The 23,916-nt window shown below is 35.0% G+C and carries 25 protein-coding genes; 20 read left to right on the top strand and 5 right to left on the bottom strand.

The features are described 5' to 3' along the window. The first annotated feature begins 41 nt into the window (after positions 1-41). Positions 42-314, top strand: coding sequence for a SemiSWEET family sugar transporter (locus tag NBE98_RS10835; RefSeq protein WP_250814958.1), 273 nt, complete (start codon positions 42-44; stop codon positions 312-314). Between the two features lie 99 nt (positions 315-413). On the opposite strand, the gene NBE98_RS10830 is transcribed toward NBE98_RS10835, so the two are convergent. After that, entirely contained in the window at positions 414-1,226 is an 813-nt protein-coding gene (locus NBE98_RS10830) for an alpha/beta fold hydrolase (RefSeq protein WP_250814957.1), read from the bottom strand. Positions 1,227-1,572: 346 nt separating this feature from the next. Here NBE98_RS10830 and NBE98_RS10825 point away from each other — a divergent pair, with 346 nt between their 5' ends. The 6 genes from NBE98_RS10825 (at position 1,573) to NBE98_RS10800 (ending at position 6,740) form a co-directional block, all read left to right on the top strand. Then, the gene (locus tag NBE98_RS10825) at positions 1,573-2,094 is read left to right on the top strand and encodes a DEAD/DEAH box helicase family protein (RefSeq protein ID WP_250814956.1); all 522 of its coding nucleotides are present in this window, start codon (positions 1,573-1,575) and stop codon (positions 2,092-2,094) included. 569 nt (positions 2,095-2,663) lie between these two features. Continuing rightward, complete coding sequence (locus NBE98_RS10820) at positions 2,664-3,101, top strand: GNAT family N-acetyltransferase (protein WP_250814955.1); 438 nt, start codon at positions 2,664-2,666, stop codon at positions 3,099-3,101. A gap of 272 nt (positions 3,102-3,373) precedes the next feature. Continuing rightward, complete coding sequence (locus NBE98_RS10815) at positions 3,374-3,853, top strand: NUDIX hydrolase (RefSeq protein ID WP_250814954.1); 480 nt, start codon at positions 3,374-3,376, stop codon at positions 3,851-3,853. Between the two features lie 82 nt (positions 3,854-3,935). Then, the gene (locus NBE98_RS10810; RefSeq protein ID WP_250814953.1) at positions 3,936-4,793 is read left to right on the top strand and encodes a class I SAM-dependent methyltransferase; all 858 of its coding nucleotides are present in this window, start codon (positions 3,936-3,938) and stop codon (positions 4,791-4,793) included. A gap of 24 nt (positions 4,794-4,817) precedes the next feature. Then, positions 4,818-6,128, top strand: coding sequence for a S41 family peptidase (locus tag NBE98_RS10805; RefSeq protein WP_250814952.1), 1,311 nt, complete (start codon positions 4,818-4,820; stop codon positions 6,126-6,128). A gap of 12 nt (positions 6,129-6,140) precedes the next feature. Then, entirely contained in the window at positions 6,141-6,740 is a 600-nt protein-coding gene (locus NBE98_RS10800; protein WP_250814951.1) for a YdcF family protein, read from the top strand. A gap of 155 nt (positions 6,741-6,895) precedes the next feature. Here NBE98_RS10800 and NBE98_RS10795 read toward each other — a convergent pair whose 3' ends face one another. Beyond that, positions 6,896-7,348 (bottom strand): hypothetical protein, encoded by a 453-nt coding sequence (locus tag NBE98_RS10795; protein ID WP_250814950.1) that lies wholly within the window; start codon positions 7,346-7,348, stop codon positions 6,896-6,898. A gap of 405 nt (positions 7,349-7,753) precedes the next feature. Here NBE98_RS10795 and NBE98_RS10790 point away from each other — a divergent pair, with 405 nt between their 5' ends. The 12 genes from NBE98_RS10790 to NBE98_RS10735 all read left to right on the top strand — a co-directional run bounded on the left by NBE98_RS10790 (position 7,754) and on the right by NBE98_RS10735 (position 17,501). Beyond that, the gene (locus NBE98_RS10790) at positions 7,754-8,239 is read left to right on the top strand and encodes a hypothetical protein (protein ID WP_250814949.1); all 486 of its coding nucleotides are present in this window, start codon (positions 7,754-7,756) and stop codon (positions 8,237-8,239) included. Between the two features lie 102 nt (positions 8,240-8,341). Next, a complete protein-coding gene (locus NBE98_RS10785; protein ID WP_250814948.1) occupies positions 8,342-9,031 on the top strand; it encodes a hypothetical protein in 690 nt (229 codons plus the stop codon). Positions 9,032-9,198: 167 nt separating this feature from the next. Next, a complete protein-coding gene (locus NBE98_RS10780) occupies positions 9,199-9,786 on the top strand; it encodes an RNA polymerase sigma factor (protein WP_250814947.1) in 588 nt (195 codons plus the stop codon). Next, positions 9,764-10,789 carry a hypothetical protein gene (locus tag NBE98_RS10775; RefSeq protein ID WP_250814946.1) on the top strand — a complete coding sequence of 342 codons (1,026 nt, stop codon included), beginning with the start codon at positions 9,764-9,766 and terminating at the stop codon, positions 10,787-10,789. The genes NBE98_RS10780 and NBE98_RS10775 overlap by 23 nt, the downstream gene beginning before the upstream one ends. A gap of 14 nt (positions 10,790-10,803) precedes the next feature. Then, a complete protein-coding gene (locus NBE98_RS10770; protein WP_250814945.1) occupies positions 10,804-11,211 on the top strand; it encodes a hypothetical protein in 408 nt (135 codons plus the stop codon). A 37-nt stretch (positions 11,212-11,248) separates the two neighbouring features. Beyond that, entirely contained in the window at positions 11,249-12,529 is a 1,281-nt protein-coding gene (locus tag NBE98_RS10765; RefSeq protein ID WP_250814944.1) for a S8 family serine peptidase, read from the top strand. A gap of 296 nt (positions 12,530-12,825) precedes the next feature. Further along, complete coding sequence (locus NBE98_RS10760; protein WP_250814943.1) at positions 12,826-13,542, top strand: hypothetical protein; 717 nt, start codon at positions 12,826-12,828, stop codon at positions 13,540-13,542. Positions 13,543-13,721: 179 nt separating this feature from the next. Further along, a complete protein-coding gene (locus NBE98_RS10755) occupies positions 13,722-13,988 on the top strand; it encodes a metal-sensing transcriptional repressor (RefSeq protein ID WP_250814942.1) in 267 nt (88 codons plus the stop codon). Positions 13,989-14,008: 20 nt separating this feature from the next. Then, positions 14,009-14,152: an LDCC motif putative metal-binding protein gene (locus NBE98_RS10750; protein WP_250814941.1), complete on the top strand. Its 144-nt coding sequence runs from the start codon at positions 14,009-14,011 to the stop codon at positions 14,150-14,152. A 59-nt stretch (positions 14,153-14,211) separates the two neighbouring features. Next, positions 14,212-16,674, top strand: coding sequence for a heavy metal translocating P-type ATPase (locus tag NBE98_RS10745; protein WP_284703628.1), 2,463 nt, complete (start codon positions 14,212-14,214; stop codon positions 16,672-16,674). Positions 16,675-16,756: 82 nt separating this feature from the next. Next, positions 16,757-16,972, top strand: a complete 216-nt coding sequence (locus NBE98_RS10740; RefSeq protein ID WP_250814940.1) for a heavy-metal-associated domain-containing protein — start codon at positions 16,757-16,759, stop codon at positions 16,970-16,972. A 241-nt stretch (positions 16,973-17,213) separates the two neighbouring features. Next, entirely contained in the window at positions 17,214-17,501 is a 288-nt protein-coding gene (locus NBE98_RS10735; protein WP_250814939.1) for a hypothetical protein, read from the top strand. 60 nt (positions 17,502-17,561) lie between these two features. Here the strand turns inward: NBE98_RS10735 and NBE98_RS10730 are convergent, their stop codons facing one another. Then, positions 17,562-18,623, bottom strand: a complete 1,062-nt coding sequence (locus NBE98_RS10730) for a cell wall-binding repeat-containing protein (RefSeq protein WP_250814938.1) — start codon at positions 18,621-18,623, stop codon at positions 17,562-17,564. Positions 18,624-18,769: 146 nt separating this feature from the next. Further along, positions 18,770-20,170 (bottom strand): MATE family efflux transporter, encoded by a 1,401-nt coding sequence (locus tag NBE98_RS10725; protein ID WP_250814937.1) that lies wholly within the window; start codon positions 20,168-20,170, stop codon positions 18,770-18,772. A 476-nt stretch (positions 20,171-20,646) separates the two neighbouring features. Here NBE98_RS10725 and NBE98_RS10720 point away from each other — a divergent pair, with 476 nt between their 5' ends. Beyond that, positions 20,647-20,847, top strand: a complete 201-nt coding sequence (locus NBE98_RS10720; protein WP_250814936.1) for a hypothetical protein — start codon at positions 20,647-20,649, stop codon at positions 20,845-20,847. Between the two features lie 124 nt (positions 20,848-20,971). On the opposite strand, the gene NBE98_RS10715 is transcribed toward NBE98_RS10720, so the two are convergent. After that, positions 20,972-23,818: a M14 family metallopeptidase gene (locus tag NBE98_RS10715; RefSeq protein WP_250814935.1), complete on the bottom strand. Its 2,847-nt coding sequence runs from the start codon at positions 23,816-23,818 to the stop codon at positions 20,972-20,974. Between the last annotated feature and the right edge of the window lie 98 nt (positions 23,819-23,916).

The following is a 23,916-nucleotide window of genomic DNA, read 5'->3' as shown; positions in this document are numbered from 1 at the left end:
CTGCATTTAGCAGTGATGAAAAGAGAAAGTGAGGTATTTCAATGATTTTTGATTTTTTGCAGCTTATAGGCGGCATAATTTTGGCATTTGGCCAAATTCCACAAATAGTCCAGATTATTAGGACTAAATCTGCTAAAGATATAAATTTAAAAACTTATATAATGATGTTTACAGGTATTTTGCTCATGGAAACATATGCTATAAACCTTGTGTCTCACGGTTCGGGAGGAGCATTTCTTATTACAAATACACTTTCCTTATTTGCGGCAGGAGTAATGATTATTCTAATCTTGAAATATGGGAAGAAAAAATAATATAAATATGATTTCATTGTTAGAATTTGAAAATAATAATACCGTAAACTCATTTTGATATGAGTTTACGGTATTATTATTAAATAAACTCAAACTGTATTATTCTTCAACAAATTTTGCTAGCTCTTCATTAAATTTATCCTTCTGATCATAGAAAACTGCATGACCACTATATTTAAATGGTATTAGCCTTGAATTTTTAATGAGTTTGTTTTGTATTTCGCCTAATTCAAAGGGAACAACTTTATCATGAATTCCATGAGCAATTATTGTTGGAACACTTATAGCTTCTAAATCGGAAAAAAGCACTTCATTTAACCAGGTATTTGCAATTGCAGAGGTTGACCATCCAGCTGCCTGTAAGCCTAATTGAAAAAACCAATCTGAAAAGGCTTCAGATATATGCTTATAGAAGAATATATCTCCAAAACCTTTAAGCATTTTAGGGCGGTCTGTATTTGTTCCTTCAATCAATTGTAGAACCGTTTCTTTATCTAATCCGTAAGGAAAATTAGGGCGCTTTATAAGACTTGGAGCTGCAGCGGCAATGAGAACAAGCTTTGATACTCCATGGCCTTTGTGCCTGCTCATATATCTTGCGGCCATGGCACCTCCTGTTGAATGACCTACAAGTGTAATATCATGTAATCCTAATGTGTTAATTACACTTCTAACATCATCTGACAGCGTGTTATAATCATATCCTGTCCACGGCTTATCGGAATTACCAAAGCCTCTTGTGTCTATTCCTATACATCTATAACCAAGTTTAGGCAGTTTGTCAAACTGATATTCAAACAATTTATAACTGCCAGGCCACCCATGTATAAACAAAATTGTTTTTTTTTCTTCTGGATTAAGATCCTCGACGTAGATTTTTACATTTGTTGGAGTCTTAACATAATATCCCACAGGAAACCTCCAATGATTTTTTGCTATACAATTATTTTATTCGTATACCAAAAGAGTGTGATTGATAGGATTGTAAAAGTTAGCTTAATGCCTGCTAAAATATGGTATGATTTAATTGTAATTATTTTAATATTAGGGGGAATAAGAATTGAAAAACACATCAAAGGGTTGGTACGTTGTTTCTATGAGCTTATTTTCTTGCAGAAGAAAAAGTTAACAATTTAACTTTTTAACAATTTAACTTTTTCTGCTGCGAGATCTTTAAGCTTAATTAAGATAATTTGATACATGTGGATTAGTTAGGATTTGTACGCTAAAACAACAAAAAAATTATGGGGGTGTGAAAATGATACCAACTAAAATAAATAAGTTATTTGTGATTACAGGAGCAAGCTGCATCGGTAAGTCAACTGCTTGTGAAATTTTGTTTAAGAACGAAAGAGATTATATTGTAATGGAAAGCGATTTGCTTTGGGCAGAGGTATATAATACACCAGAAGATAACTATAGGAAGTATAGAGAATTATGGATGCGTATATGCAGCAATATTTCACAAATAGGTATGCCTGTAGTCTTATGTGGATGTGCAGTTCCTGAGCAGTTTGAGCTATGTAATGCTAGAGTGTATTTCTCTGATATAATTTATATCGCTATTACTGCTGGTAAAGATGAACTTATTAAACGAATGAAATATGGAAGAAGTGTGACAGACGAAAACTGGCTTAAGAGTTCTGAACAATTTAATGAATGGTTAAAAGAAAATGCAATGAAAACAACTCCCAATATTATATTGGTAGATAATACACACATGAGTCCAGAAGAAACAGCCAATAAAATAGATGAAATAATTAGACTAAATATGGTGTAGTGCATAGTGCAGCAGCTAAAATTACATAAGAACATATACTGGAATTATCGAGAAAGTACAGCTGAAATTTAATGGATTGATAATGACACTGTAATAATTAACGGTCACGAGTTAGATGTACTTTAAGAAAATTTTGACTTTAGAAGAAGCAAGCAAAATAATTAATAATAACACCGTATTATTCAAGTTTGAGTTTTACGGTGTTGTTATTTTTTTATTCTATAAAAGGGAGTTAACCTCCATGGTTATAAATAAATACAAAGTAAATATTTAGAAAATATTACTGTTGATGTATAATGTGATTATTGGATTAAAATATATGACTAAATATGATATTTACTTTAAGAGGAGATATAATTATGAAGAATTTTGTTTCAAATTATCTATTTAGATACATTTTTCTATTTTGTTTTTTCTTACTTTTAGGACAAGTATTCAAATCATTGAATATGGATTCTATCAAGGCATTTGGTTTTGTTTGCGGAACGATATTATATGATGTAATAACCTTTGTCTATAGGAAGAAGAAAGCGCAGTAAACATCATTTTTTACAGATAGGGGAGAGCACATGGGTATTAATTTTAGACCTGTAGATAAAGATAATTGGCTTGATTGTGTTAATTTAGAGGTTACAGAAGAGCAAAATGATTTTGTTACAAACAACACATTTTCTGTACTTCAATCTCATTATGATGATAGAAATTATCCAGTAGCAATATACGATGACAACACAATGGTTGGATTTTTGATGTATCTATACGACGAAGATTTTAAGGCGCATAGATTGCGAAGATTCATGATAGATAAGGATTATCAGCGCAATGGATATGGCAAACTGGCACTTTTAAAACTTAAAGAGTTAATTAAGAATAAGTATGATGGAGATAAGCTGTACACAAGCGTAAAGCCTCAAAATAATGTTGCTAAATGCTTATATGAAAGAGTGGGTTTTAAAGAGACTGGAGAAGTGCGTTGGGGCGAAGAAATATTAAAGGTAGATTTATAGGCTAAAGAGTTTTTAGAAGCATTTTTATCATTTGCAAAGGAAAAGTATAAACTGTTAACCATAGGTCTTTCGGTTCTTAAATTTAATGAGAGAGCTATAAGGCTTTATAACAATCTAGACTTTAAGGTCACAGGTGAATTCATAGGTAAGACCGTTCAAGGTGATATGGAATTTATATCTATGGAAAAAGGGTTATAGTATAAAAATGAAATTACAATCTTCATAGACGGTGATATATGTAATTCGTAGTATTACAAAGGAGTGAAGAATTTATGAATTATCCAGTACATATTGTTTCTGTTGGCGGATTAATAGAAAATGAGGAAGGAAAAATATTAATGCTGTTAAGCCCAGACAGAGGATGGGAAATACCGGGTGGACAAGTTGAGGAAGGTGAATCTCTCACAAATGCATTAAAACGAGAAGTAAAAGAAGAAACTGGAATAGAGATTGTGGTTGGTAAGTTGAGGACAGTTTATTCAAATATAACAAAAAGAGTTCAACTTGATGGAATTAGTTCTATAGGTTCAATCGTTAACTTTGGATTTACTGGTAAAGCAATCTCAGGAGAGTTAGCCACAAGCGAAGAAAGTCTCGAGGTAGCTTGGGTAGATAGAGACAAAGTATTGAATTTAATCGGTAAAGACTTCATGAGAGATAGGGTAAAGAACATGTTAAATCCAGATGATAAAATCATTTATGGTGTTTTCACTCGTGAACCTTATATTCTTCATGAAGAACAATTTATATGATGAATAGATAACTCTTCTGTTCTAAAACAAGCGTAATAGAGGCTTATTAAATACTATTTACATAGCCAGGGGGTAAAAGCTAATGAAAAAAATTCAAGATTTACTTATGTGTCCAGAATGTAAAAGCGGTCTGTCTGAGACGCTTAAGTGTGAGAAGTGTGGAAGTGAATTTGCTTATGAGCAGGGGGTTTTTGATGTTGTTTCTCCAAAAGCTTTATGCAATCAGGAGTGGCAGTGGGAGATAACGGATGAGATGCTCCAAAACGAGGTTGAGACCGCAAGAAAGAAAGCTGAGGATGATGCAGACATTAAAGCTTATAATGCATACAAAAACAAAGAAACTCTTGAGGCCCAAAAGATACATCGTGAATACATGGAGTACTTGATTGAAGGTTTTTCAGGTATGGTTTGCGATCTTTCTACGGGCATGGGAAGCAATCTTCAAAAAATGCTAAACGCAAAGAACAAAGATTTTTCTATTGTTTGTACAGATATAGACAAACGTGTCTTAATGCTGACCAGAAAATTAAAACAAACAGATGACAATAGAGTTTTCTATATAGCAACCGACGGCAGGTCTATGTCAATTAAGGATAACAGCTTTGACTACATTACTTCCTTAGCAGCACTTGGAAATATTCCTGACAGTGATAAGGTTGTAAGGGAATTATACAGGATGCTTAAGCCAAAGGGTAAAATCCTCATTCAAGGCGGCTATATTGAAAAAGGCAGCAAAAGCTTCGAGCTTGCCCAAAGTAAAGGCCTTGAACGAGGCTTGGTTGAAGAATATTTGATTAATGGCTTAAAAGCAGCGGGCTTTGAAAATATTGTATCAACCATTGTGGCAGAAGCTATATGGGCAGAGAATCCATATGATTTACTTCCTGTGGCAGGCGACACTCAGCGTTATTGCATAATTCAAGCTGAACGTACAAGCTAAACATAATTGGAAAGAAGGGGAAATATGGTCAAATTTATAAGAAACAGGGTGTACATACTAATACTTTTGATTTTTGGGGTATTATTGACTGCCTGCAGTTCCACAAGCCAGAAAGTTTCAGGAAACCAGACTGAAAGGGTAAAGGCTTGGACTAAGGATATAGATTACTTGTATAATAATCTCCCTAAAAGTCATAAGAACTTATATCATAATATAAAAGAGGAAGATTTTAAGAAGGAAATAGTAAGCTTAAAGCAGGATATTGAAGAACTTAAGGATTATGAAATCAAATGCAGGCTGGCGCAAATTGTTGCAACTGTGGGAGATGCTCATACTTCAGTAAACTTAGGCTTTAACAATAGCAATGTGTATCCTGTTGTTTTTTGGTGGTTCCAGGAAGATTTGAGGGTAGTAACAACTCTTAAGGAGCATAGGCACATTCTGGGCAAAAAACTTATAGGTATAAACAATATGCCCTTAAAGGATGTAATGCAAAAGGTAAATTCATTAATCCCACATGAAAACGAACAATGGCTAAAGGCGACAAATGTAAGATTTGTTACTATGCCTGAGGTATTAAAGGTGCTGGGAATTGCGTCAGAAGACAAGGTTGAATTTTCTCTTTCAGATGACAGCAATAATGTTACTAAATTAGAACTAACTCCTGAAGGCTTACCCGATGAAAAGATTACAAGGGTTATAGATGAAATGCCTACCAAGCCTTTAAGACTTCAATATAACACTAATAGCCTTTCTGAAAGATTATACTGGTACAAGTACTTGCCGGAGGAAAAGCTTTTATATCTTCAATATAATCAATGTATAGATAGAAGTGTTGCCAAATCCTATGGAATTGAGGATTATAAAGACTATCCGGAATTTTGGGAGTTTTCTCAGAGGCTACTGAAGGCAATAAATGATAATAACCTTGATAAGTTTGTAGTTGATTTAAGATTTAATTCAGGTGGAGATTCAAGCCTTATGACTGGTTTGGTTAATAAGCTGGCTTCAATTGACAAGCTTAAGGGAAAAGTCTATGTAATGATAGGCAGAGAAACCTTCTCTTCAGGAGTAATGGCTGCAATGGATTTTATGAATCAGACAAAGGCAGTTTTTTATGGGGAGCCAACCGGTGGAAATGTGAATGGGTATGGTGATATAAAGACCTTGGAGCTTCCAAACTCCAAGCTTCAAGTATCCTATTCCACAAAGTACTTTAAGCTGTCTTCAAGCATTGAAAAAAATTTCTTGCCAGCTGTACCTGTGGAACAAAATTATAATAATTACAAGCAAGGTATAGATGATGTGTTTGAGGCAGTAAGAAATAATAACTAAGGGAGGTTATGAATGAGAATTATAGACGACATATCCAACTTTATCTTTGTTGAGGATAAGCCGCAAAAGGCAGATATAATTTTTATTCCTGGTGGGTCATATGCTGAAATTTCAGAAGAAGCAGCTAAGCTTTGGCACCAGAGGTATTCTGATTTAATTCTTCCTTCAGGTAAATACAGTGTGAAGCGCGGATATTTTCCAGGGCCGCTTTCAAAAGGAGATATATATAATAAAAAATACAATACTGAATGGGAATTTTTAAAGGATGCGCTTATTCAAAATGGAGTTGATGAGAAAAGTGTATTAAGGGAAGACAACTCTCAATATACCTATCAAAATGCTTTATTTTCTAAAGAAGTTACAGATAAGTATAACTTAAATATTAAAAAAGCTATCATATGCTGCAAGTCTTTCCATGCAAGGCGATGCTTAATGTATTATCAAATTGCGTATCCGCAAACTGAATTTATAGTTTGTCCCTCAAACATTAAAGGGATTAATAAAGAGAGCTGGTTCAAAACTGAGGAAGGTATTGATAAGGTAATGGGCGAGCTTATGAGGTGCGGAAGTCAGTTTAAAGAGGTTTTTGGCGCTGGCTTATTAGCATTATGATTTTTTAATAACTTATCAGTGCTTAGCAGATTGTTTCTTTAGGTGAAAAAACTCAAATAAAGCAATAAACCAGCTGCCAATTTTATGGCAGCTGGTTTTAGGTAATGACTGTATTAATTATTAAATTAACTTAAATTTTTTAAAATAGCAGTATTTTAGTACCCGCCTGAACCTACTGCGTTATGGACAAAGGAAGCTATAGTGCCGATTGGAATATCTACAATAGATCCTAAATTATTAACATGGCAGGTAGCTCTGCCTTGATTGCCGAGATTGTTGTTAAAGTCGCCACTTTGATTGCCAAGATTATTGTTAAAGTCTCCACCTTGTTCGCTCATATTATCACAGCAGCTTCCGCCGTGACCTATTTTATCGCAGCAATTTCCAAGTGCACAGCCTGGTGCTGGGCCTATCTGTGTTATAAGCCTAACAAAAGACGGTGTTACCGTTGCTAAAACTCCTGTAAATCCTGAACCAGATTGTCCACCGCTTGTTGTAAAAATTGTAACTGTCTGTCCTATACGATTAGCCAGGTGATTTACAAAGTTGCTGCCTTCAAAGTTAGCTCCTGCTACATTTCCTCCGCCATAATTAAATCCATTTGCCATGAAGTGTGCCTCCCTTTATTATTAAAAGTTTGGGACTTTTTTGTCCTACTTCATGCTATGGGCATTTCAAGAAAGTGTTACATTATTTTTTTATGAAGCTCGCTATAAGGCTCCGAAGTTGGAAAAATAATTTTGCAGTTTTTATCTATGCTGGATAATAAAATTATTGATAAAAAAACAGGGCACCTTTCGGTACCCTGTCTAACTATTTAATTTCAAGTGCTGTAACAGTGCTTTTAGTTATCTATGCAGAATCCTTAGCCGCTAAATCTCAGCCTGTAGATTCAAGGTAAATAATGTCTGCAGGTAGAAGGATTTGGAATTGAATTGGAGAATATACTATAAATAACAATTGGGATGGTTGCAAGGAAAGTAACAGAAAAAATTAAAGGGGGATTGGATAACATGAAAAAATTTATATGGGTTTTGTGCGGGATTGTAGTTTTGGCTTTAATTTTTAAAGGGTTTACAAAAGAAAGACTGACAGATGAGAACGGAGCCTCCATTAAGGTATATTTCCCTACGCCGGATAAAATTATTATTTATAAGGCTGGCAATACTGAAACTGTAACTAAGGACAGTAAATTGTTCTCAAGTTTAGTTGTTAAAATGAATAGCAGAGTAAGTGGAAGCCTTGCTGGAACTGCTGGATTAGCAATTGATAAAGCTGGAATAGAAAGCATAAAGAAAACAGAAACTGTTGTTGAGTTTGTCTATGCTAAAAAGCAAAAAACAAGCTTTGGCTCAGATAAAAAGGAGTACAGCGGACTAATCTTCCCAATGACAGGCAAGTATAATGACCTGTGCTTTTTTGATACAAACACTAATCATTACAGCGGACCTATTGGCCCGATGGGGAATAACAATGAGGTTTTAGAGCTGCTCAAATAAGAAATACACCTATAACTGCATGGGGAGAACTTAAGCAAAACATAGAAAATGTGCTTGGTGATGAAGCATATCTGAATTTTTATTTTAGTGGAGGGGTTTTAGATGTATTTGGAGTTAAAGCCTATAAGGATAAGGAGAAAACAGCAGGTTAAATTGAATAAGGAAAATAGAAAAGCCTTTGATAGTATAAAGCAATACATGGAGACTAGCTTTTTAGTGTCATTCGAAAGAGAAGAAATCCTTCAGCAAGTTCTAGATAGTATGCTTCAGGCACAAAGCGAGGGCAAGGATATAAATCTGTTCCTTGGATGTAATCACAGGGAATTTTGTGATTCAATAATAATGGAATACAGCACAACTAAAAGCCGTGTGCTTGGAATTATAAGCTTAATTGAAGATGTTATTATATATACCATACTGGGAATGTTTTTTGGAATGCTTTTTTACAAAGCACCTGTTTTTAATTTGAATTCCATAATAACTACAACAGGGCTTCTGCTTATTGTATATCCAATGTCTCGTAAATCTAGACGAGAAAAAATATATCCTAAAAATAATTTTTTACCAGAAGTTAACCAATTTCCTCGAGGACTAGTCTCTTTTATTTTGTACCTTGTCTACGGTTTAATATTAGCTGCAATTTTCTCTTCAATAGGAAAAAGCCAAGGAGTAAATCTTTCAACCGCTCAAATAAGCATATTTTCTGCTAAGCCATTTTTCATAATTGGTATTCTTTTTGTACTGGCTTCAGAAATATATAAATCAATATGCAGCAAACAAAGAAAAATTTAAAATTATGGCTATGTTTAAAAATGTTGATATTACATGCTTAATTCAACATAGTTATTAAACATAGCCAAAATTATAAATATTTTTTAAAAATATTGAACCATTTCTAACAATCACCAGTCTTATAAATAAGAGGGATACAGCGACATAAGAAATGCAGGGGGTGCATTATGGTTGATGAAGCTTTGCTTAGCGGCCTAAAAATGGGAAATGAGATTGCTTTTAGAAAATTATATGAGCTTTATGCAGAGAAGATATATAAAACTGCCTATATGATGACAAATGACAAGGTAGCTGCCCAGGATGTTGTTCAGGAAGTTTTTATTAAGGTATTTAAGAAAATAAGCGACCTGAAATACAAGGAGGCCTTTAGCTCTTGGTTTTATAGGATTACAATAAACAGCTGCCTAAGCTATATGAGCGAAAATTCTAAAGTAAAGGTTCTGTTTGATGAGAACGAGTTTAACAATATTCCTGAGGAAAGAATTTACTTTAACCCGGAAGATAATGCTCTGGAAAGAGAACTTTATGAAGAGGTTATGGAGAATATTTATAAGCTTCCAAGGCTTCAGAGAATAACCATAATACTTTACTTCTATAACGAAATGACTATTAAGGAAATAGCAGGCGTAATGGACTGCTCTGAGGGAACTGTAAAATCCAGATTGTTTCATGGAAAGAAAAACCTAAAAGAAATGCTTGAACATAAAAAGATTGGTAAAGGGGTGAGCAGGTATGGATTTGGAAAGGCTGATTAGCGAGGCTTCAAGGGATAAGGCTGATAAGCTTGAGATGAAGCTGCCAAGCTTTGATAATGTTTGGGAAGAGATTCAGCAGCAAAATAAGTTTGCAAGTGAAAAAGAGCCGAGAAAAAGAAGTATTGCTATTGGTGATTGGATTGGGGTTGCAGCAATTTTACTAATAATGCTGATAGTCCCCTTTACTATTACCAGGCTTAAAAATTCATCAGGTGAAGTTACACCCGCTAATAAACAGGAGCAAGCTATAACACAGGCTGATCAGGAAAAGGCTGGAGAGGCTGCAAGCAAATTTTTGACTATATTCTATACTATTGATGACTATAGGAAAGTAGATGAATACAACTTCTTATTTCCAAAGGATGCTAGAACACAAAACCTAAAGCCCTATGCAACCACAAAATATTATAACGAGAAATTAACCGTTGATGCCTTATCCTTGCTGTCAGTATCCAAATGGACCAGTACCAACTTCAGTGTGAAGGAGGTTAAACTAACTAAATATAGTGAGGATACTAAAGCTAAATATGTTGTTTTTACCTCAGACACATATTTGAAATGCATGCAAAAGGACGGACAGGAAAAAGCTGCATTTTTTAGAGGACAAATCCTTATGGAGTATGATGAGGGCTTGTGGAAGGTTGGAAACTATACAGAAAGAAGCTATGAACCTAAAGAGATGTTTGACAAGGAAGCTATCTTCAAAAACAACGTAAGCACTAACAAGATAGTTAGCGAACTTTTACCCCATCCGTATAATGCAGAAATATACCCTGATTCACTGAAATTTAACGGCATGTGGAAGGGCAGTGTTATGCCTGAGTTTGAGGCTCAGATGAAAAAGCTTGGCTGGGAGCTGTACGATGGAATGGGTTCGAAGAAGTTCTATAAAAAAGACATTAACGGAAAAGAAATTAAAATATCCATTCTTCCAAATGAGCAAGGCGGCCCAGAGGAGAAGAATGCAAGTACAACAATTTCTGTAAATATAGAAGAATATTAAAAGGAGAGAAAGAGATGAGAGCAGCCTTTAAAGAAAAAAGCTTTGTTGCACTTTGGGTTATTATTACACTGCTTATTGTTTCTACTTTAGGATACTTTGCCTTGGCAAAGCCAAAATCCTCAGGCATGACCTTTGGGACAGAGGTTGTAAGCATAGATGATACTAAGCAGTTGGATATACTTAATAAGTATAAAACACCATATGCTTTTAAAGTAAAAGATAATGACAAGCTTTACCTAAGATATTTTTACTATGAGAATAATGCCTCTGTGCCAAAGGAGAGTAATTTTGAAATTTCAAAGGATAGATACGATAAACTTAAGGAAGGAAATAAGTATTGGTTTACTGTGAAGTTTTCAAAGGCCAATGATGAAAGCAAGGGAATTGTAACTGAGCTTATGACTGAAAATCCAGCAAGGTGATAGTATTTTATATGCTTAATGAAGGGATGGGGAACAATTGAAAAGAAAATTAGCTGCAGTGCTGTTATGCACAGCATTTGTATTAAATGCTTCTGCCTGTGACGCAAAAATAAAAAAGGAGACGCCAGTTTCAGCGGATGAAGCTAAAAAAGAAGTTGTAAGAATTACAAAGTTCCCTTTAGCTGTTGATTATCAAAGAGGGAGTTTAAATAGCCTGGAGAAGCTTAATGAGAATGTTGGCAAGTATAATCTTGATTTAAGGAGCTACAATATTGAGGCATTAGATTTGTCAGGCTATGAAAATAAGCTTAATAACGCTATGTTTGACAGCAAAACAAAATGGCCAGCCAAGCTTCCTAGCAATTTTAATCCTCAGAAGATGCTGGAGTTTCACAAAAATCCAGGTCTAGGATTAAGAAAGCTTCATGTAAAAGGGATTACTGGGAAAGGAATAAGTATCGCTTTTATAGATTATTCTCTTTTAGTTACTCATGAGCAGTATTACGACAGAGTTAAGATGTATGAAGAAGTTCATTACGCACCTAAAGAGGCTCAGCTGCATGCTCCTGCGGTTGCTTCTATTGCAGCAGGTAAGGATACAGGAGCGGCGCCAGAAGCTGATTTGTATTTTATTGGATGCGAAAACTATAATATAGTTAACAAGAGCGTGGAGATAGATTTTTCTTGGTTTGCTAATGCCATTGAAAGAATTATTGAAATAAACAAAACCCTGCCTAAGGAAGATAAGATTAGAGTATTATCAATTTCAGCAGGCTGTCAGCCTGAAACCAAAGGCTATAAAGAATTTATTGAAGCAGCTAAAAAAGCTGTAAAAGAAAATATTTTTGTTGCGACAATAAATATGATTGAAATCTATAATGAAAAGTTTTATTTTCATGGCTTAGATATGGATACCTTCTCAGATAAAGATAATGTTTCAGTTTATAAGCCAACAGAGTGGAAAAAATGGCTGTCAAAGGTTGAGCACATTGATAATCTTGATAAGTATTACGAAAAGAAATTTAATGAAGATAAACCTAAAGAATTATTGCTTATACCTATAGACGCTAAAACCTTAGCTAGTCCTACAGGTGATAAGGATTATGCATTTTATAGAGAAGGCGGTTGGAGCTGGACCATGCCGTATATTGCAGGGGTATATGCTTTAGCTTGCCAGGTTAAGCCTGATATTACTCCGGAAGAATTTTGGAAAAATGCGCTTGCAACAGGAGACCGCAGCCCCATAGAGAAAGAAAATGAAAGGTATATCGGGAAAATAATAAACCCTGAAAAGCTGATTTCAAGCTTAAAAAAATAGGTATATTTAAAAATATTGTTTACTTAAAAGATGCAGTGATAGCTTTGTTAGTTATCACTGCATCTTTTAATTTCAGCACTAACCTTAAATACAGTTATATTTTAAACCTGAGAAATTAATAATATTTTTAAATAGGGGAATAAATGAATATGAATAAATAATATTTGAAGTTACTAATTTCTTCATAATGTCTTCATAAGATTTTATTATCATTATACATGTGGAAAGATTAAGTAGATAAGAAACATAAGGATTAAAATCTTTATGGGACACAAACACAATATAGGAGGTATTATATGAAAAGTTCAAGAAAGATGGTGGCTTTAGCAGTTTCTGCTGTAGTTGTGCTATCCTTTGCAGGCTGCAGCAGAAAGGTAACAGGTAGCAAGGAAGCGGACAACGCACTTAAAGCTATTAATGAAATTGTTAAGTCTTATCCTGACAAGAAGGGCTTCCATGAAGCACTTAAGCATTGGGGCTTTGAACTGCCTACAGGTGAAAAATTTGAGTGGAGCAAGGATATGTCAGCTAATAAGGCAGACTTTGCTATGGTAATGCTTGCAGATCCATTAGTTAAGGCAGGACTTGATGTAACTAAGCTTGATAAAAATGAATGGCTCTATGAACCAGCAGGTGAGGAAATGGGAAAGAAACTTCCTAACCGTTTGATAAAGCCTTATAACGTTGGCGACAAAAAAGAATCTTCAAATGGCTCAGAAGATTCTATGAGAAGACTTCTTAAGGCGAATCCAAGCATGGTAAAGTATCATGAGAATCAAAAGCACTTTGGCTTAAAGCTGGGGGATGGCAATGAGGTTCAATGGACAGAAAAACTTGGTTTAAACGATGCAGATATGATATTTGTATTAAAAGCTGAACCTCTTGTAAAAGCTGGTTTGGATGTAAATAAGCTTGAAGGCAGTGGCTGGGTATTTAAAGAAGCTAGCAAGGATGATATGGGAATGGGAGCAAATCCAGACCAAATAGTTAAGATATATGATATAAAGAAATAACTTTTGCTGTAGTTTCACCCCCCCTCTAAGGAGGGGGATAAAAATATTTAAATATCCCCTTGCAAATTAACTACATAAGGATTATACTATAGGTACACCCCCTCCCATGGGGGGTGGGTGAAATTAAGGTTTTAAATAAACTTTAATTGATAAGTGCTAGATCTTAAAGGAGGATGTTTATGAACGAAGAAAAAAATAAAGCTCTTATGGCTTTAAAGACTTCAAAAGGTCAAATAGAAGGAATTATTAAAATGATTGAAGAGGGAAGGTATTGTGTTGACGTATCAAATCAGATAATTGCTGCACAAGCACTTCTAAAAAAAGCAAATATGCTTATCTTAAAGCAGCATATACATCATTGTGTAAAAGACGCCGTAAGAAATGATAAAGGCGATGAAAAAATAGATGAGATAATAGACATTTTAGAAAAGATTATTCAGAAATAATTTAAAAGAGGCGATGAGTAATGTTTAAGTCCTTAAAGAAGTTTTTAAAGAAGCTTGAGGAGGCTAATGAAAAGTCCTTTGGAAATAATGGAAAACTCGATTGCTGTGGAATGAATAAACCTAATAATTTTAACAAGAAGGTAGAAAATAAAGAAAGCAAATAAAGAAAGTGCATAAATTAATAATTATTGTGTGCAATACAGTAATATAGGAGGGATTAAATTTGGAAAAGAGTCTTAAAATAGAAGGAATGACTTGTGCTGCTTGTGCAAAGGCTGTAGAAAGAGCCTCCAAGAAGCTTGAAGGAGTTTCTGAGGCAAATGTAAACTTTGCAACCGAAAAGCTTAATATAAATTTTGACGACAGTAAAGTATCTATATCAGATATTCAAGCAGCTATTGAAAGAGCTGGATATAAAGCAGTTGTTGAATCAACCAGCAAAACTTTAAAAATAGAAGGAATGACCTGTGCTGCTTGTGCTAAAGCTGTTGAGAGAGCTACAAGAAAACTAGATGGTGTTCTAGAGTCTAATGTAAATTATGCATCAGAAAAGTTAAATGTAAGCTATGAGCCTTCAAAGGTTAGGGTTTCAGATATAAAGAAGGCAGTAGAAAAAGCAGGCTACAAGGCTTTGGAGGAAGAAACTACTTCAGTTGATACTGATAAGGAAAGAAAAGAAAAGGAAATTCAACTGCTATGGAAAAAATTTATAATAGCGGCTGTTTTCTCAATACCTCTACTAATTATAACCATGGGGCATATGTTCTTTGAACCTGTAGGCTTCCATCTGCCAAATATCATAGACCCAATGAAGAACCCTAGAAACTTTGGCTTGATACAGCTTATTTTAGTGCTTCCTGTTATGGCGGCAGGCTACAAGTTCTTTACTGTAGGCTTCAAGTCCTTGCTTAGAAGAAGTCCTAATATGGACTCCTTGATTGCAATGGGGACCTCCGCAGCCTTTTTATACGGCATATTTGCCATAGTACAGATATTTAATGGCAATGTAGACTATGCTTATGACTTATATTTTGAATCTGCAGCAGTAATCATAACCCTTATTACACTAGGAAAATACCTAGAAGCAGTAACAAAAGGCAAGACCTCAGAGGCTATTAAAAAGCTTATGGGATTGGCTCCTAAAACTGCAATAATAGTAAGGGATGGAAAAGAAATAGAAATTCCTATAGATGAAGTTGAAGTGGGAGATATAATTATTGTTAAGCCAGGCGAAAAAATGCCTGTAGACGGCGAAGTTGTAGAAGGTATGACTTCTGTAGATGAATCCATGCTTACGGGAGAAAGTATTCCTGTAGAAAAAAATATAGGAGACAAGATAATCGGTGCAAGTATCAATAAAAATGGTACTATAAAATATAAAGCTACAAGAGTTGGTAAAGATACAGCACTGGCTCAAATAATCAAGCTTGTTGAAGATGCACAGGGCTCCAAGGCTCCGATTGCTAAGATGGCGGACATTATTTCAGGTTACTTTGTTCCAATTGTTATAACTATTGCAGTACTTTCTGCTGTAGCCTGGTATTGGTTTGGCGGAGAAACAGGAGTATTCTCCTTAACAATTTTCATATCAGTGCTTGTAATTGCATGTCCATGCGCCTTAGGTCTTGCAACACCAACAGCAATTATGGTTGGAACAGGAAAGGGTGCAGAGTATGGAGTCTTAATAAAGAGTGGTGTTGCACTTGAAACTGCTCATAAGATAAAGACAATAGTATTTGACAAAACAGGTACAATAACAGAAGGAAAACCAAAGGTTACAGATGTTGTAGTTGCTAATGGTATTTCTGAAGATGAATTATTGCAATTGGCTGCTTCAGCAGAAAAGGGATCAGAGCATCCTCTTGGTGAAGCAATAGTTAAGGGTGCTGAAGAAAAGGGCTTAGAGTTTAAGAAGCTTGACTTCTTTAAGGCTATACCTGGACATGGAATAGAAGTTAAGATAGATGGAAAAGATATACTTCTTGGAAACAGAAAGCTTATGATTGAAAGCAATATATCCCTTGAAAACCTTGAGGATACCTCTCACAAGCTTGCTGGAGAAGGAAAAACTCCAATGTATGTAGCTATTGATAATAAAATGGCAGGTATAGTAGCTGTTGCGGACACTGTAAAAGAAAACAGCAAAAGAGCAATAGAGCAGCTGCACAAAATGGGAATAGAAGTTGCAATGATTACTGGTGACAACAAGAGAACTGCAGAAGCTATAGCTAAGCAGGTTGGAATAGACAGAATACTAGCTGAGGTTCTTCCTCAGGATAAGGCAAATGAAGTTAAAAAGCTTCAGGCAGAAGGTAAAAAGGTTGCAATGGTCGGCGACGGTATAAACGATGCTCCAGCACTTGCTCAAGCTGACATCGGTATAGCAATAGGTTCTGGTACAGACGTTGCAATGGAGTCAGCTGATATAGTTCTTATGAGAAGTGACCTTATGGATGTGCCAACTGCAATTCAGCTAAGCAAGAAAACTATTTTAAATATAAAGGAAAATTTATTCTGGGCCTTTGGGTATAATACTTTAGGAATACCTGTGGCTATGGGACTTCTATATGCTCTATTTGATGGTCCGCTTTTAAATCCAATAATAGCAGCTGCTGCTATGAGCTTCAGCTCGGTTTCAGTTCTTTTAAATGCTTTAAGACTTAAGGGCTTTAAGCCAGCCAGATAACAATATAAATTTTTATCAATATAACAAGTTAACTTTTTATATTGGTAGTTTTAATAAATATAATTAAATGGAGGTAATCATAATGACAAAGAAAATATTAATCGAAGGAATGAGCTGCGGACACTGCGTAAATCACGTTAAGAATGCTTTAAGTGATCTTAATGGAGTAACAAGTGTAGATGTAAATTTAGGAGCAAAAACAGCGATAGTGGTAGCATCTGAAAATGTATCTGATGAGGATATAAAGTTTGCTATAGATGATGCTGGTTATGAAGTAGTATCAATAGAAGAAGCTTAATCTAAAGCCAATTTAGAAGCTGTCTGTTATTTTTAACAGGCAGCTTTTTCTTTTCTATAAATAAGTCAGCTAGCTTCAAATCTGTGCGGTGAAAGGTTGTCTTTATATAGAGATATTAAATTGAAATTATGTTTTCTTCATATGTTCTTTATATTAATGTTATAGAATTTAAACATAGGGTGTTTGATTTGAAATTTAGCAGTGTAAGAAAAGTGCTGCGCAATAATACAGGAGGGGTAACATGAATTGTCATGGAAATAATAAGGATAATAACAAAGGTCACAAGCATAGTCCTTTAAAGCATATGCTTCACATGGTTTTATGTTGTGGTCTGCCAATAGTTATAGTTGGATTTTTGCCGCTTATAACTAAATTAAGCCCTAGTGCAGGAAGCTTAGTTGGCAAGATAGTGCCGTTCCTATGTCCAATAATGATGATAGGAATGATGTTTACAATGATGAGCGGCAGCAAAGAAAAAAGCTGCTGTGATAGCTCAAAGCAAGGAAACAATACTGAAGAAATAGTATAGGAAAGATAAATAGGAGAGGCTTATTAGTTCTAGGCCTCTCCTATTTATTTTGTTATTAAACTAGTCCATTCTGACCATTGTATCCATATCCATCATTTCATGGTCAATAGAAAGAATGTTTTCCAGCATAACCTGAGCAGGATAAGAAATCAAAGAGGTATCCCCTAGAATAAACCCATGCATAAATGGGGGACGAGGCATATCTTTAGGAGGCATTGGTTTTACTGATCTAATATATTTTTCTACAACAGAAGGTATTATAGCCTCCTTAATTAAAAGTAGCGGCGTGTGCTTGCCCATGTGAGCAAATAATACACCAGCTATTGTCTCCATAGGGTGCTTTAAGGTACTGAAGGTAAAGGCATGACCATCTCTATAATTTCTGCCCCAGCCAAAATCAGTTTTGGGGTCTTTGTATTTGGCAAAGTTAATTGCGACTTCATAAGGTGTATCACCATCTATTCTAGCTAGGTGCTTAACGTTTGTAAGTTTTGCTAAAGTAGTTTCTACGGTATTTGATATGGTACTTGTAGAACCGAAAATATAAATATTTATATCATTAGAGTTTACTATAGCCTCAATGGTGCAGGAAGGAATGCTGTTTTTCTGTACGTATAAAATCGGATCTCCATGATGAGCAGACCAGTAGGCTGCTGGAAGGGCATCAGAATAATTTTCCCCAGAAACTATAAGGATATTCTTAAACTCCTTTCTAGCTGCAGGAATTTTACAAGCAGTTTCATAATGATTTCTACCAGTTATGCGCCAGGTCTTAAAGCCACATCTATTGAGTTCCATAGAAACATTTCTTGAAATATTGCCAACAAGAATTATTTGTATTCCATCGTAGCCTTTAGGCGATAACCTTGCGATCTCATTTAGGACTTCACGGCTTAATATATTCCCATCTGTAAATAAAATAGCAGCATTTATGGGGAAGTGGACAAGTGCAGAAGCAGCTATACCATCAAATACCTCATTCTTGTTTACTAGTATAACTGCATTAGGCTTCATATTGGTAAATCCAGTTTTAGATACTTCTATAGCAGTTTCTACAGCAGTATCACCACATATTCTTGTGGTGTTTAAGGTTTGGGGACAGCTATTTAAATTGCGATTCATAAATTTCCTCCTAAAAAATTATCCATATTATTATATGAATTTCCTACAAAATTTGATACAAATCATTGTTTATAGCCTAGAGACATAATATTTTTATATCAAAAAAGTACAAACGCCGTTCATCTAAACCGTGAACGGCGTTATTTCTAGGCTTCAACAGCAGCAGTTTTAACTTTTCTATCTCCCTGTGCTGAAATTGAAGATACCCACTTTATTCTCATGATTAGAATAGTAGTAATTATTGCAGCCATATAATTTGAGAACAAATTGCCCCAAAATACTGAATAGAAGCCAAGCCAATGTTCTGTTAGCAAAATAAACACATATCTTAACAACCAGATTCTTAGTATGCTCATAACTAGAGGGATTCCCGTACGTCCTAGACCAATGAAGGCCCCCTGCTGAACCATGCATATGCCAAAGCCAATAACAGAATAGGTATATATATTAAGCGATTTGTTGGCTATGTCAAGTACAGCTTGGTCATGAGTAAATAAAACCGTAAGGTAAGGTGCTAGTGGAATAACTATTGCTATTAAAATTGCTGCAGTAATTGCACTTATTATGCAGCCTTGAATGCAGGAACGGCGTGCCTTATCACCTTGCCCAGCACCAACGTTCATACTTACCATTGTAGTTATGGAAGAACCAAAAGAAGATGGAAGTATAAAGCAAATAGAGGTTATGCTGCCTGCTATTCCTTGTCCGGTTAAGACTATGGGACCATACTTTTCAATTTCATTATTTATTAAAAAGAATCCTAAATTAAGCATTAAGCTTGAAATCATTGAAGGTATTCCAATTTTAATTAACTTTTTCAAAATCTTAAAGTCAAACTTAAAGCCTTTTAAGTTTAACTTGTCATCGCTATTTATAATAAACAGTTCGTAAAACATCCAAATGCAGATAAGAAGATTTGACATTAAGGAAGATATTACTGAACCAATCAGACCCATATGAAGTACTGCAATAAATAAGAAATTAAATATAACTTTTAGTATAAGCATTATTATCATTCTTATAAAAGTTGCCTCAGGCTTTCCGTTGGCATTTTTAATCGCATTATAAATAGATTCAAGAAATAGAAAAGGCAGCACTAAGGAATTTAATGCAAGATATAGAAATACGTCGTGAGAGATTTGAGGATCAACTCGTGAGGATACTGGAAAGGCTACAAAATAAAGCAATGGTGCAGCAATACATCCTATTATAAATGAAAATACAACGATTTGAGTAGCCACATGCTTTGCGCCTTTATAGTTTCCGCGCCCATTCATCTGGCCAATCATGGCCATTCCAGCAACACTTAAACCTTGAGCTAGTGCAATCATCATATTAATAATAGGACCTGAGTAGGTGATGGCGCTTGCACCAATGGTTCCTACCAGATTATTGATAAAAATTCCATCCATAACAGGCATGATAGATTGAACCAGTCCCATCATAAGAGTAGGTACTGATAAAAGTATAAGGGTAGAAGTTATGGAACCATTTAATATTAAATCACGTCTTTTTTCAGTATTTTGTTTTAAAAAGCTTAATTTCATGTGTGTAACCCCCAGCAATCGTTATTGTAATGTCTTTAAATTCATCTAGAGCTAAGTAACAATTTTTCAAAATGCCCCATCATTAATTATAAACTTCGCTATAAAAAGCTTCAAACGGTGAGAATGTATGAATTTTAGATGTATTTTTAATAAGCGGGGATATTAGATAGTTATTGTACACAAATGATTATTTATGAGAGATTTTAAGTATATATACACAAATTTGATGCGAATATGAAGTTTACTGTAGATGATGAAAGCTAAAAATTTAAGTTTTGTGGTAAATATAAATAGTATTTTAAGTGTAAAAATAAATAGAACAAATTTGTACAATATAACCTTTTAAGGTATAATGTTGTAAGCAATATAAAGTATTATCTTGATGAAAAGTAATTTGGGCACGAAGCAAATATTTTAATTATCACCTATTGGATTTTACATTTGCTGGAAAAGCTTTAAAAAGGAGGTAGGAAAGATTGAGAAAAATAATTCCATGTTTGCTATTCATAATTGCAGGAGCAGGGTTCTTTTATTTTGCATTTCAAAGAGATACAAATGCAGCTTTAGGAGTACCTCTAACAATACTCGGCACAGTATCCTTTGGTATAGGTTTTTACAAAAGCTGGAAATGCGGAATTCTAGAATCTATGCTGAATATATTTCATTTCTATCCTTAAAGGAATTCGACTTAAACTTATAAATTAACAAAAGTCCGTAGAAGCACGGCTTTATAAACCCAAATAAAAAAGGCTGCTTATATTTTTAAAATACAAGCAGCCTGAAGCTATTTCGAAAGGAAGGTTATTCTATATTTGAGGCTGAATTGAATATAGTATTTGCAAGCAGCCTAAAGCTGTTTTGAGGGTGTGCCTTATTGGTAAGCGTATTAGCAAAAAGAGATATTCTATGGCCCTGTGAATTATCTGTAATAGCTAAAGTTTTACCTTTTATTGTGTTGTGATTAGGCATCCAGCCTGCAATAAAGAAGTCACTGCTGCTATCTACCTTTGCAATTACCTTCGAGGTGCTTGGAACAGACTTTATATAAGAGCCGTCTACAACATATAAGGCTTCATCTTCGTTATAGCCAGAGGTTATAAGGCTGTCTTTTGTCAATTTTGACTTCAATAAGCCTTCATAATAGCTTCCTACAATACCATAGTCAAAGCTGGGAAGAAGATTATTTTTCTTTACAAGACTTAAAGCTCTAGAGCCTAATCCAATATAGGCTTTTCCTGCTTTAATATGGCTAACAGCTTTTGTGTTTCCGCTGTCATCAATTATAACATTGCTTTCAGATAAATTATTTACTACCTTAAAGCCAAGCTGTTGAAGTACAAATTTGCTTTCCATGCTGCCTGCTGCAAAAACCTTCGGCTGAACAAGCTGCATGATTTTCACTGCATTATCAAAGCCAGTAACATCTAGAAGGAAGTCTTTTCTGATTTTTTGAAGATCGACTTTGGAAACAATATAATCTCCTGCTTTATAGGAATTCCCATCGGTTAAAGCAATTTGTACAGGCTTTCCTTGGGATAGTAACTTGTTAACTGCTTTAACTACATCATTGCTGCTATTTCGAATTACATACTGATCAGAGCTACCGGTAACCTGTGTATTGGGAATGGTAACCTTCCATACAGGCTCGGTGTTAGCTTTGAGGATTCCTGAAGCATAGGTGGAATATACGTCAAAGCCTCTAAGAGCTGGGAAATTCATTACGATTTCTGCATACATTTCTTCAAAGTCAGAAGCATCATAGCCCTTGTAAAGTACCATGTTTGCATAGCCTCTCTTAGCCTGATGCATATTTACTACATAGGTTCCTTCGGGATAGGTTGTTCCGTCCACTACAGCGCTGCTGCTCATCTTTTCAACCTTTACACTATTCCTTAATAAATACTCCACAACCTTATAAACTTCCATTGGATTTTTTTGAAGCTTGCTGTCTACAGGCAGTATATAGTATTCAGGGAAGAAGCTCTTTCTCTCAGTTCTTGGTCTTCCTATGGATTCTCCCTTTGCATTAACGAGCAATTTATCTACTTCTTTAGAATCAATGCCTTCAATGCCGCGCTTAAAGTATTCTAGCTGATTGAAAAACAATTTGTCTTTATTATCAAGCACATATTTAGCTGAACCTAGTATTGCATACACTACTGCGTTATTGGAGTCCTGGTTAAGCTCAGGCATTTCTATTGTATGGCCTAGAGCTCCATGATGCATGGCATAGGTTGCTGTATAGGCAGGTGCTCCATCGTCCCAGCCATAGCCGTAGTCCTTGTAAGGGATAACATAACTATCGTACTTTGTGTTTGTTATTCCCGCTTTGCCCATTGCCTCAGCCTGTTCCAGCATGCTGTCTATAAGCAGATCGTATTCATAGTTTGGATCATGTGGAGGAGTGCAGGGCTCTAGTAAAAAGCCTTTTACAAAACCATGAAGGTCAAGAAAGCTCACTGGATTCCACTTGGCAATCTGCTGTACGAGAATTTGAGACTCTATTTGTGTTTGATAGCCATTATCTCTGTTAACATCGAAGCCATTGGCATTTTGTCTTACATTATAGTATCTTCCATCAGGATTTTCAGTAAGATTCATAACAAATATTATATTATCTAGTAAATTATCAACGCTGAGATTTACTGTTGTTTCCTTATTGTCTTTATCTAGGGTCTTATATTCGATAGCATCCTTTGTTGCAAGCATTCGTAAAATATCTATTTGAGCGTCAATGCCAGGAGCTTCGTCAGGATGAATATTATTAAGGAATATAGGTATTTTATAGTTGTCTAGTTTGCCTTTAGAAAGCATTTCTTGAAGCTGCTTTGGATTATTAAGCATCAAAGGAACTGTATCATTTAAATATTTGTTAACAGAGGCGTTGTCTTTTGCCAAAACCACAAAATGAAAATCTCTGCCTTCAACTGACTTGCCTATAGCTTCATAATTGAGATATCTGTTTGAATTAGCTTCAGCAAATATCTGGTCAAGGGCAGGCTTTAATTCATCGTAGGTATGATAGCTGTCATAAACATTAAGCCTCATTTCTTTTTCAGCTATTTTACCTGTTGATAAATCTTTTACTGATAAATTATAAAAGTCTATAAGTGCAGGATAGAGCGTCCTAAGGGGCCTGCCGCTTAGATCTGTTGTACCATAGACTAATTCAAACTGTATTTTAGCCTTAACAGTGGTTCCTTCAACTGTTGGACTCTCAGAAAATACTATAAATGACGAACCTGTATAACTTTTAGTGGTGGAATCATATTTCTTCCACTCAGAAAAAGGTTTTTCTCCAAAGGTCCATTCTAGCTTGCCTAAATCGGGAGAGTAACCAAAATCTACTTCTACTTCAACGACTCTGCTCTCAGTCATGGATACCAGACTGGTTGATACTTTAAGTTCAATTGCAGAAGATTTTTCATTATCCTTTTTTGATTTGCTGCTTTTAGCTTTAAACGGATTATCCTGTTTTATAAAACTAGTACCTGCATTAAGCTTTTCCTCTTTTTCTCTGTCGCTTCCTTTAACGCTTATTTTTTTAGTATTAGGCTGTTTTACTATGCCTGCCCCGCTTACATTTGTACTGAATACACTTACTGTAACTAATAGTGCAGCAATAATCCCAAGTCCCCTTTTAAACATAAAACACCTCCAAGTGATAAGTTTTAGTAATATCAAAATTTATATTACATGAATAAATATGCAATCGAGGCAGCTAATATTCATATAAATGCATAAGA

Origin of the sequence: Clostridium swellfunianum, from assembly GCF_023656515.1 — a bacterium.
GTDB lineage: Bacteria > Bacillota > Clostridia > Clostridiales > Clostridiaceae > Clostridium_AT > Clostridium_AT swellfunianum.
The sequence above is the reverse complement of the archived record's forward strand: the minus strand, read 5'-3'. Positions and strand labels throughout refer to the sequence as shown.

Coding starts and splice junctions, on each gene's coding strand:
- NBE98_RS10835 (WP_250814958.1), top strand. CDS start 42: ATGATTTTTGATTTTTTGCAGCTTATAGGCGGCATAATTTTGGCATTT.
- NBE98_RS10825 (WP_250814956.1), top strand. CDS start 1,573: ATGATACCAACTAAAATAAATAAGTTATTTGTGATTACAGGAGCAAGC.
- NBE98_RS10820 (WP_250814955.1), top strand. CDS start 2,664: ATGGGTATTAATTTTAGACCTGTAGATAAAGATAATTGGCTTGATTGT.
- NBE98_RS10815 (WP_250814954.1), top strand. CDS start 3,374: ATGAATTATCCAGTACATATTGTTTCTGTTGGCGGATTAATAGAAAAT.
- NBE98_RS10810 (WP_250814953.1), top strand. CDS start 3,936: ATGAAAAAAATTCAAGATTTACTTATGTGTCCAGAATGTAAAAGCGGT.
- NBE98_RS10805 (WP_250814952.1), top strand. CDS start 4,818: ATGGTCAAATTTATAAGAAACAGGGTGTACATACTAATACTTTTGATT.
- NBE98_RS10800 (WP_250814951.1), top strand. CDS start 6,141: ATGAGAATTATAGACGACATATCCAACTTTATCTTTGTTGAGGATAAG.
- NBE98_RS10795 (WP_250814950.1), bottom strand. CDS start 7,348: ATGGCAAATGGATTTAATTATGGCGGAGGAAATGTAGCAGGAGCTAAC.
- NBE98_RS10790 (WP_250814949.1), top strand. CDS start 7,754: ATGAAAAAATTTATATGGGTTTTGTGCGGGATTGTAGTTTTGGCTTTA.
- NBE98_RS10785 (WP_250814948.1), top strand. CDS start 8,342: ATGTATTTGGAGTTAAAGCCTATAAGGATAAGGAGAAAACAGCAGGTT.
- NBE98_RS10780 (WP_250814947.1), top strand. CDS start 9,199: ATGGTTGATGAAGCTTTGCTTAGCGGCCTAAAAATGGGAAATGAGATT.
- NBE98_RS10775 (WP_250814946.1), top strand. CDS start 9,764: ATGGATTTGGAAAGGCTGATTAGCGAGGCTTCAAGGGATAAGGCTGAT.
- NBE98_RS10770 (WP_250814945.1), top strand. CDS start 10,804: ATGAGAGCAGCCTTTAAAGAAAAAAGCTTTGTTGCACTTTGGGTTATT.
- NBE98_RS10760 (WP_250814943.1), top strand. CDS start 12,826: ATGAAAAGTTCAAGAAAGATGGTGGCTTTAGCAGTTTCTGCTGTAGTT.
- NBE98_RS10755 (WP_250814942.1), top strand. CDS start 13,722: ATGAACGAAGAAAAAAATAAAGCTCTTATGGCTTTAAAGACTTCAAAA.
- NBE98_RS10750 (WP_250814941.1), top strand. CDS start 14,009: ATGTTTAAGTCCTTAAAGAAGTTTTTAAAGAAGCTTGAGGAGGCTAAT.
- NBE98_RS10740 (WP_250814940.1), top strand. CDS start 16,757: ATGACAAAGAAAATATTAATCGAAGGAATGAGCTGCGGACACTGCGTA.
- NBE98_RS10735 (WP_250814939.1), top strand. CDS start 17,214: ATGAATTGTCATGGAAATAATAAGGATAATAACAAAGGTCACAAGCAT.
- NBE98_RS10730 (WP_250814938.1), bottom strand. CDS start 18,623: ATGAATCGCAATTTAAATAGCTGTCCCCAAACCTTAAACACCACAAGA.
- NBE98_RS10725 (WP_250814937.1), bottom strand. CDS start 20,170: ATGAAATTAAGCTTTTTAAAACAAAATACTGAAAAAAGACGTGATTTA.
- NBE98_RS10715 (WP_250814935.1), bottom strand. CDS start 23,818: ATGTTTAAAAGGGGACTTGGGATTATTGCTGCACTATTAGTTACAGTA.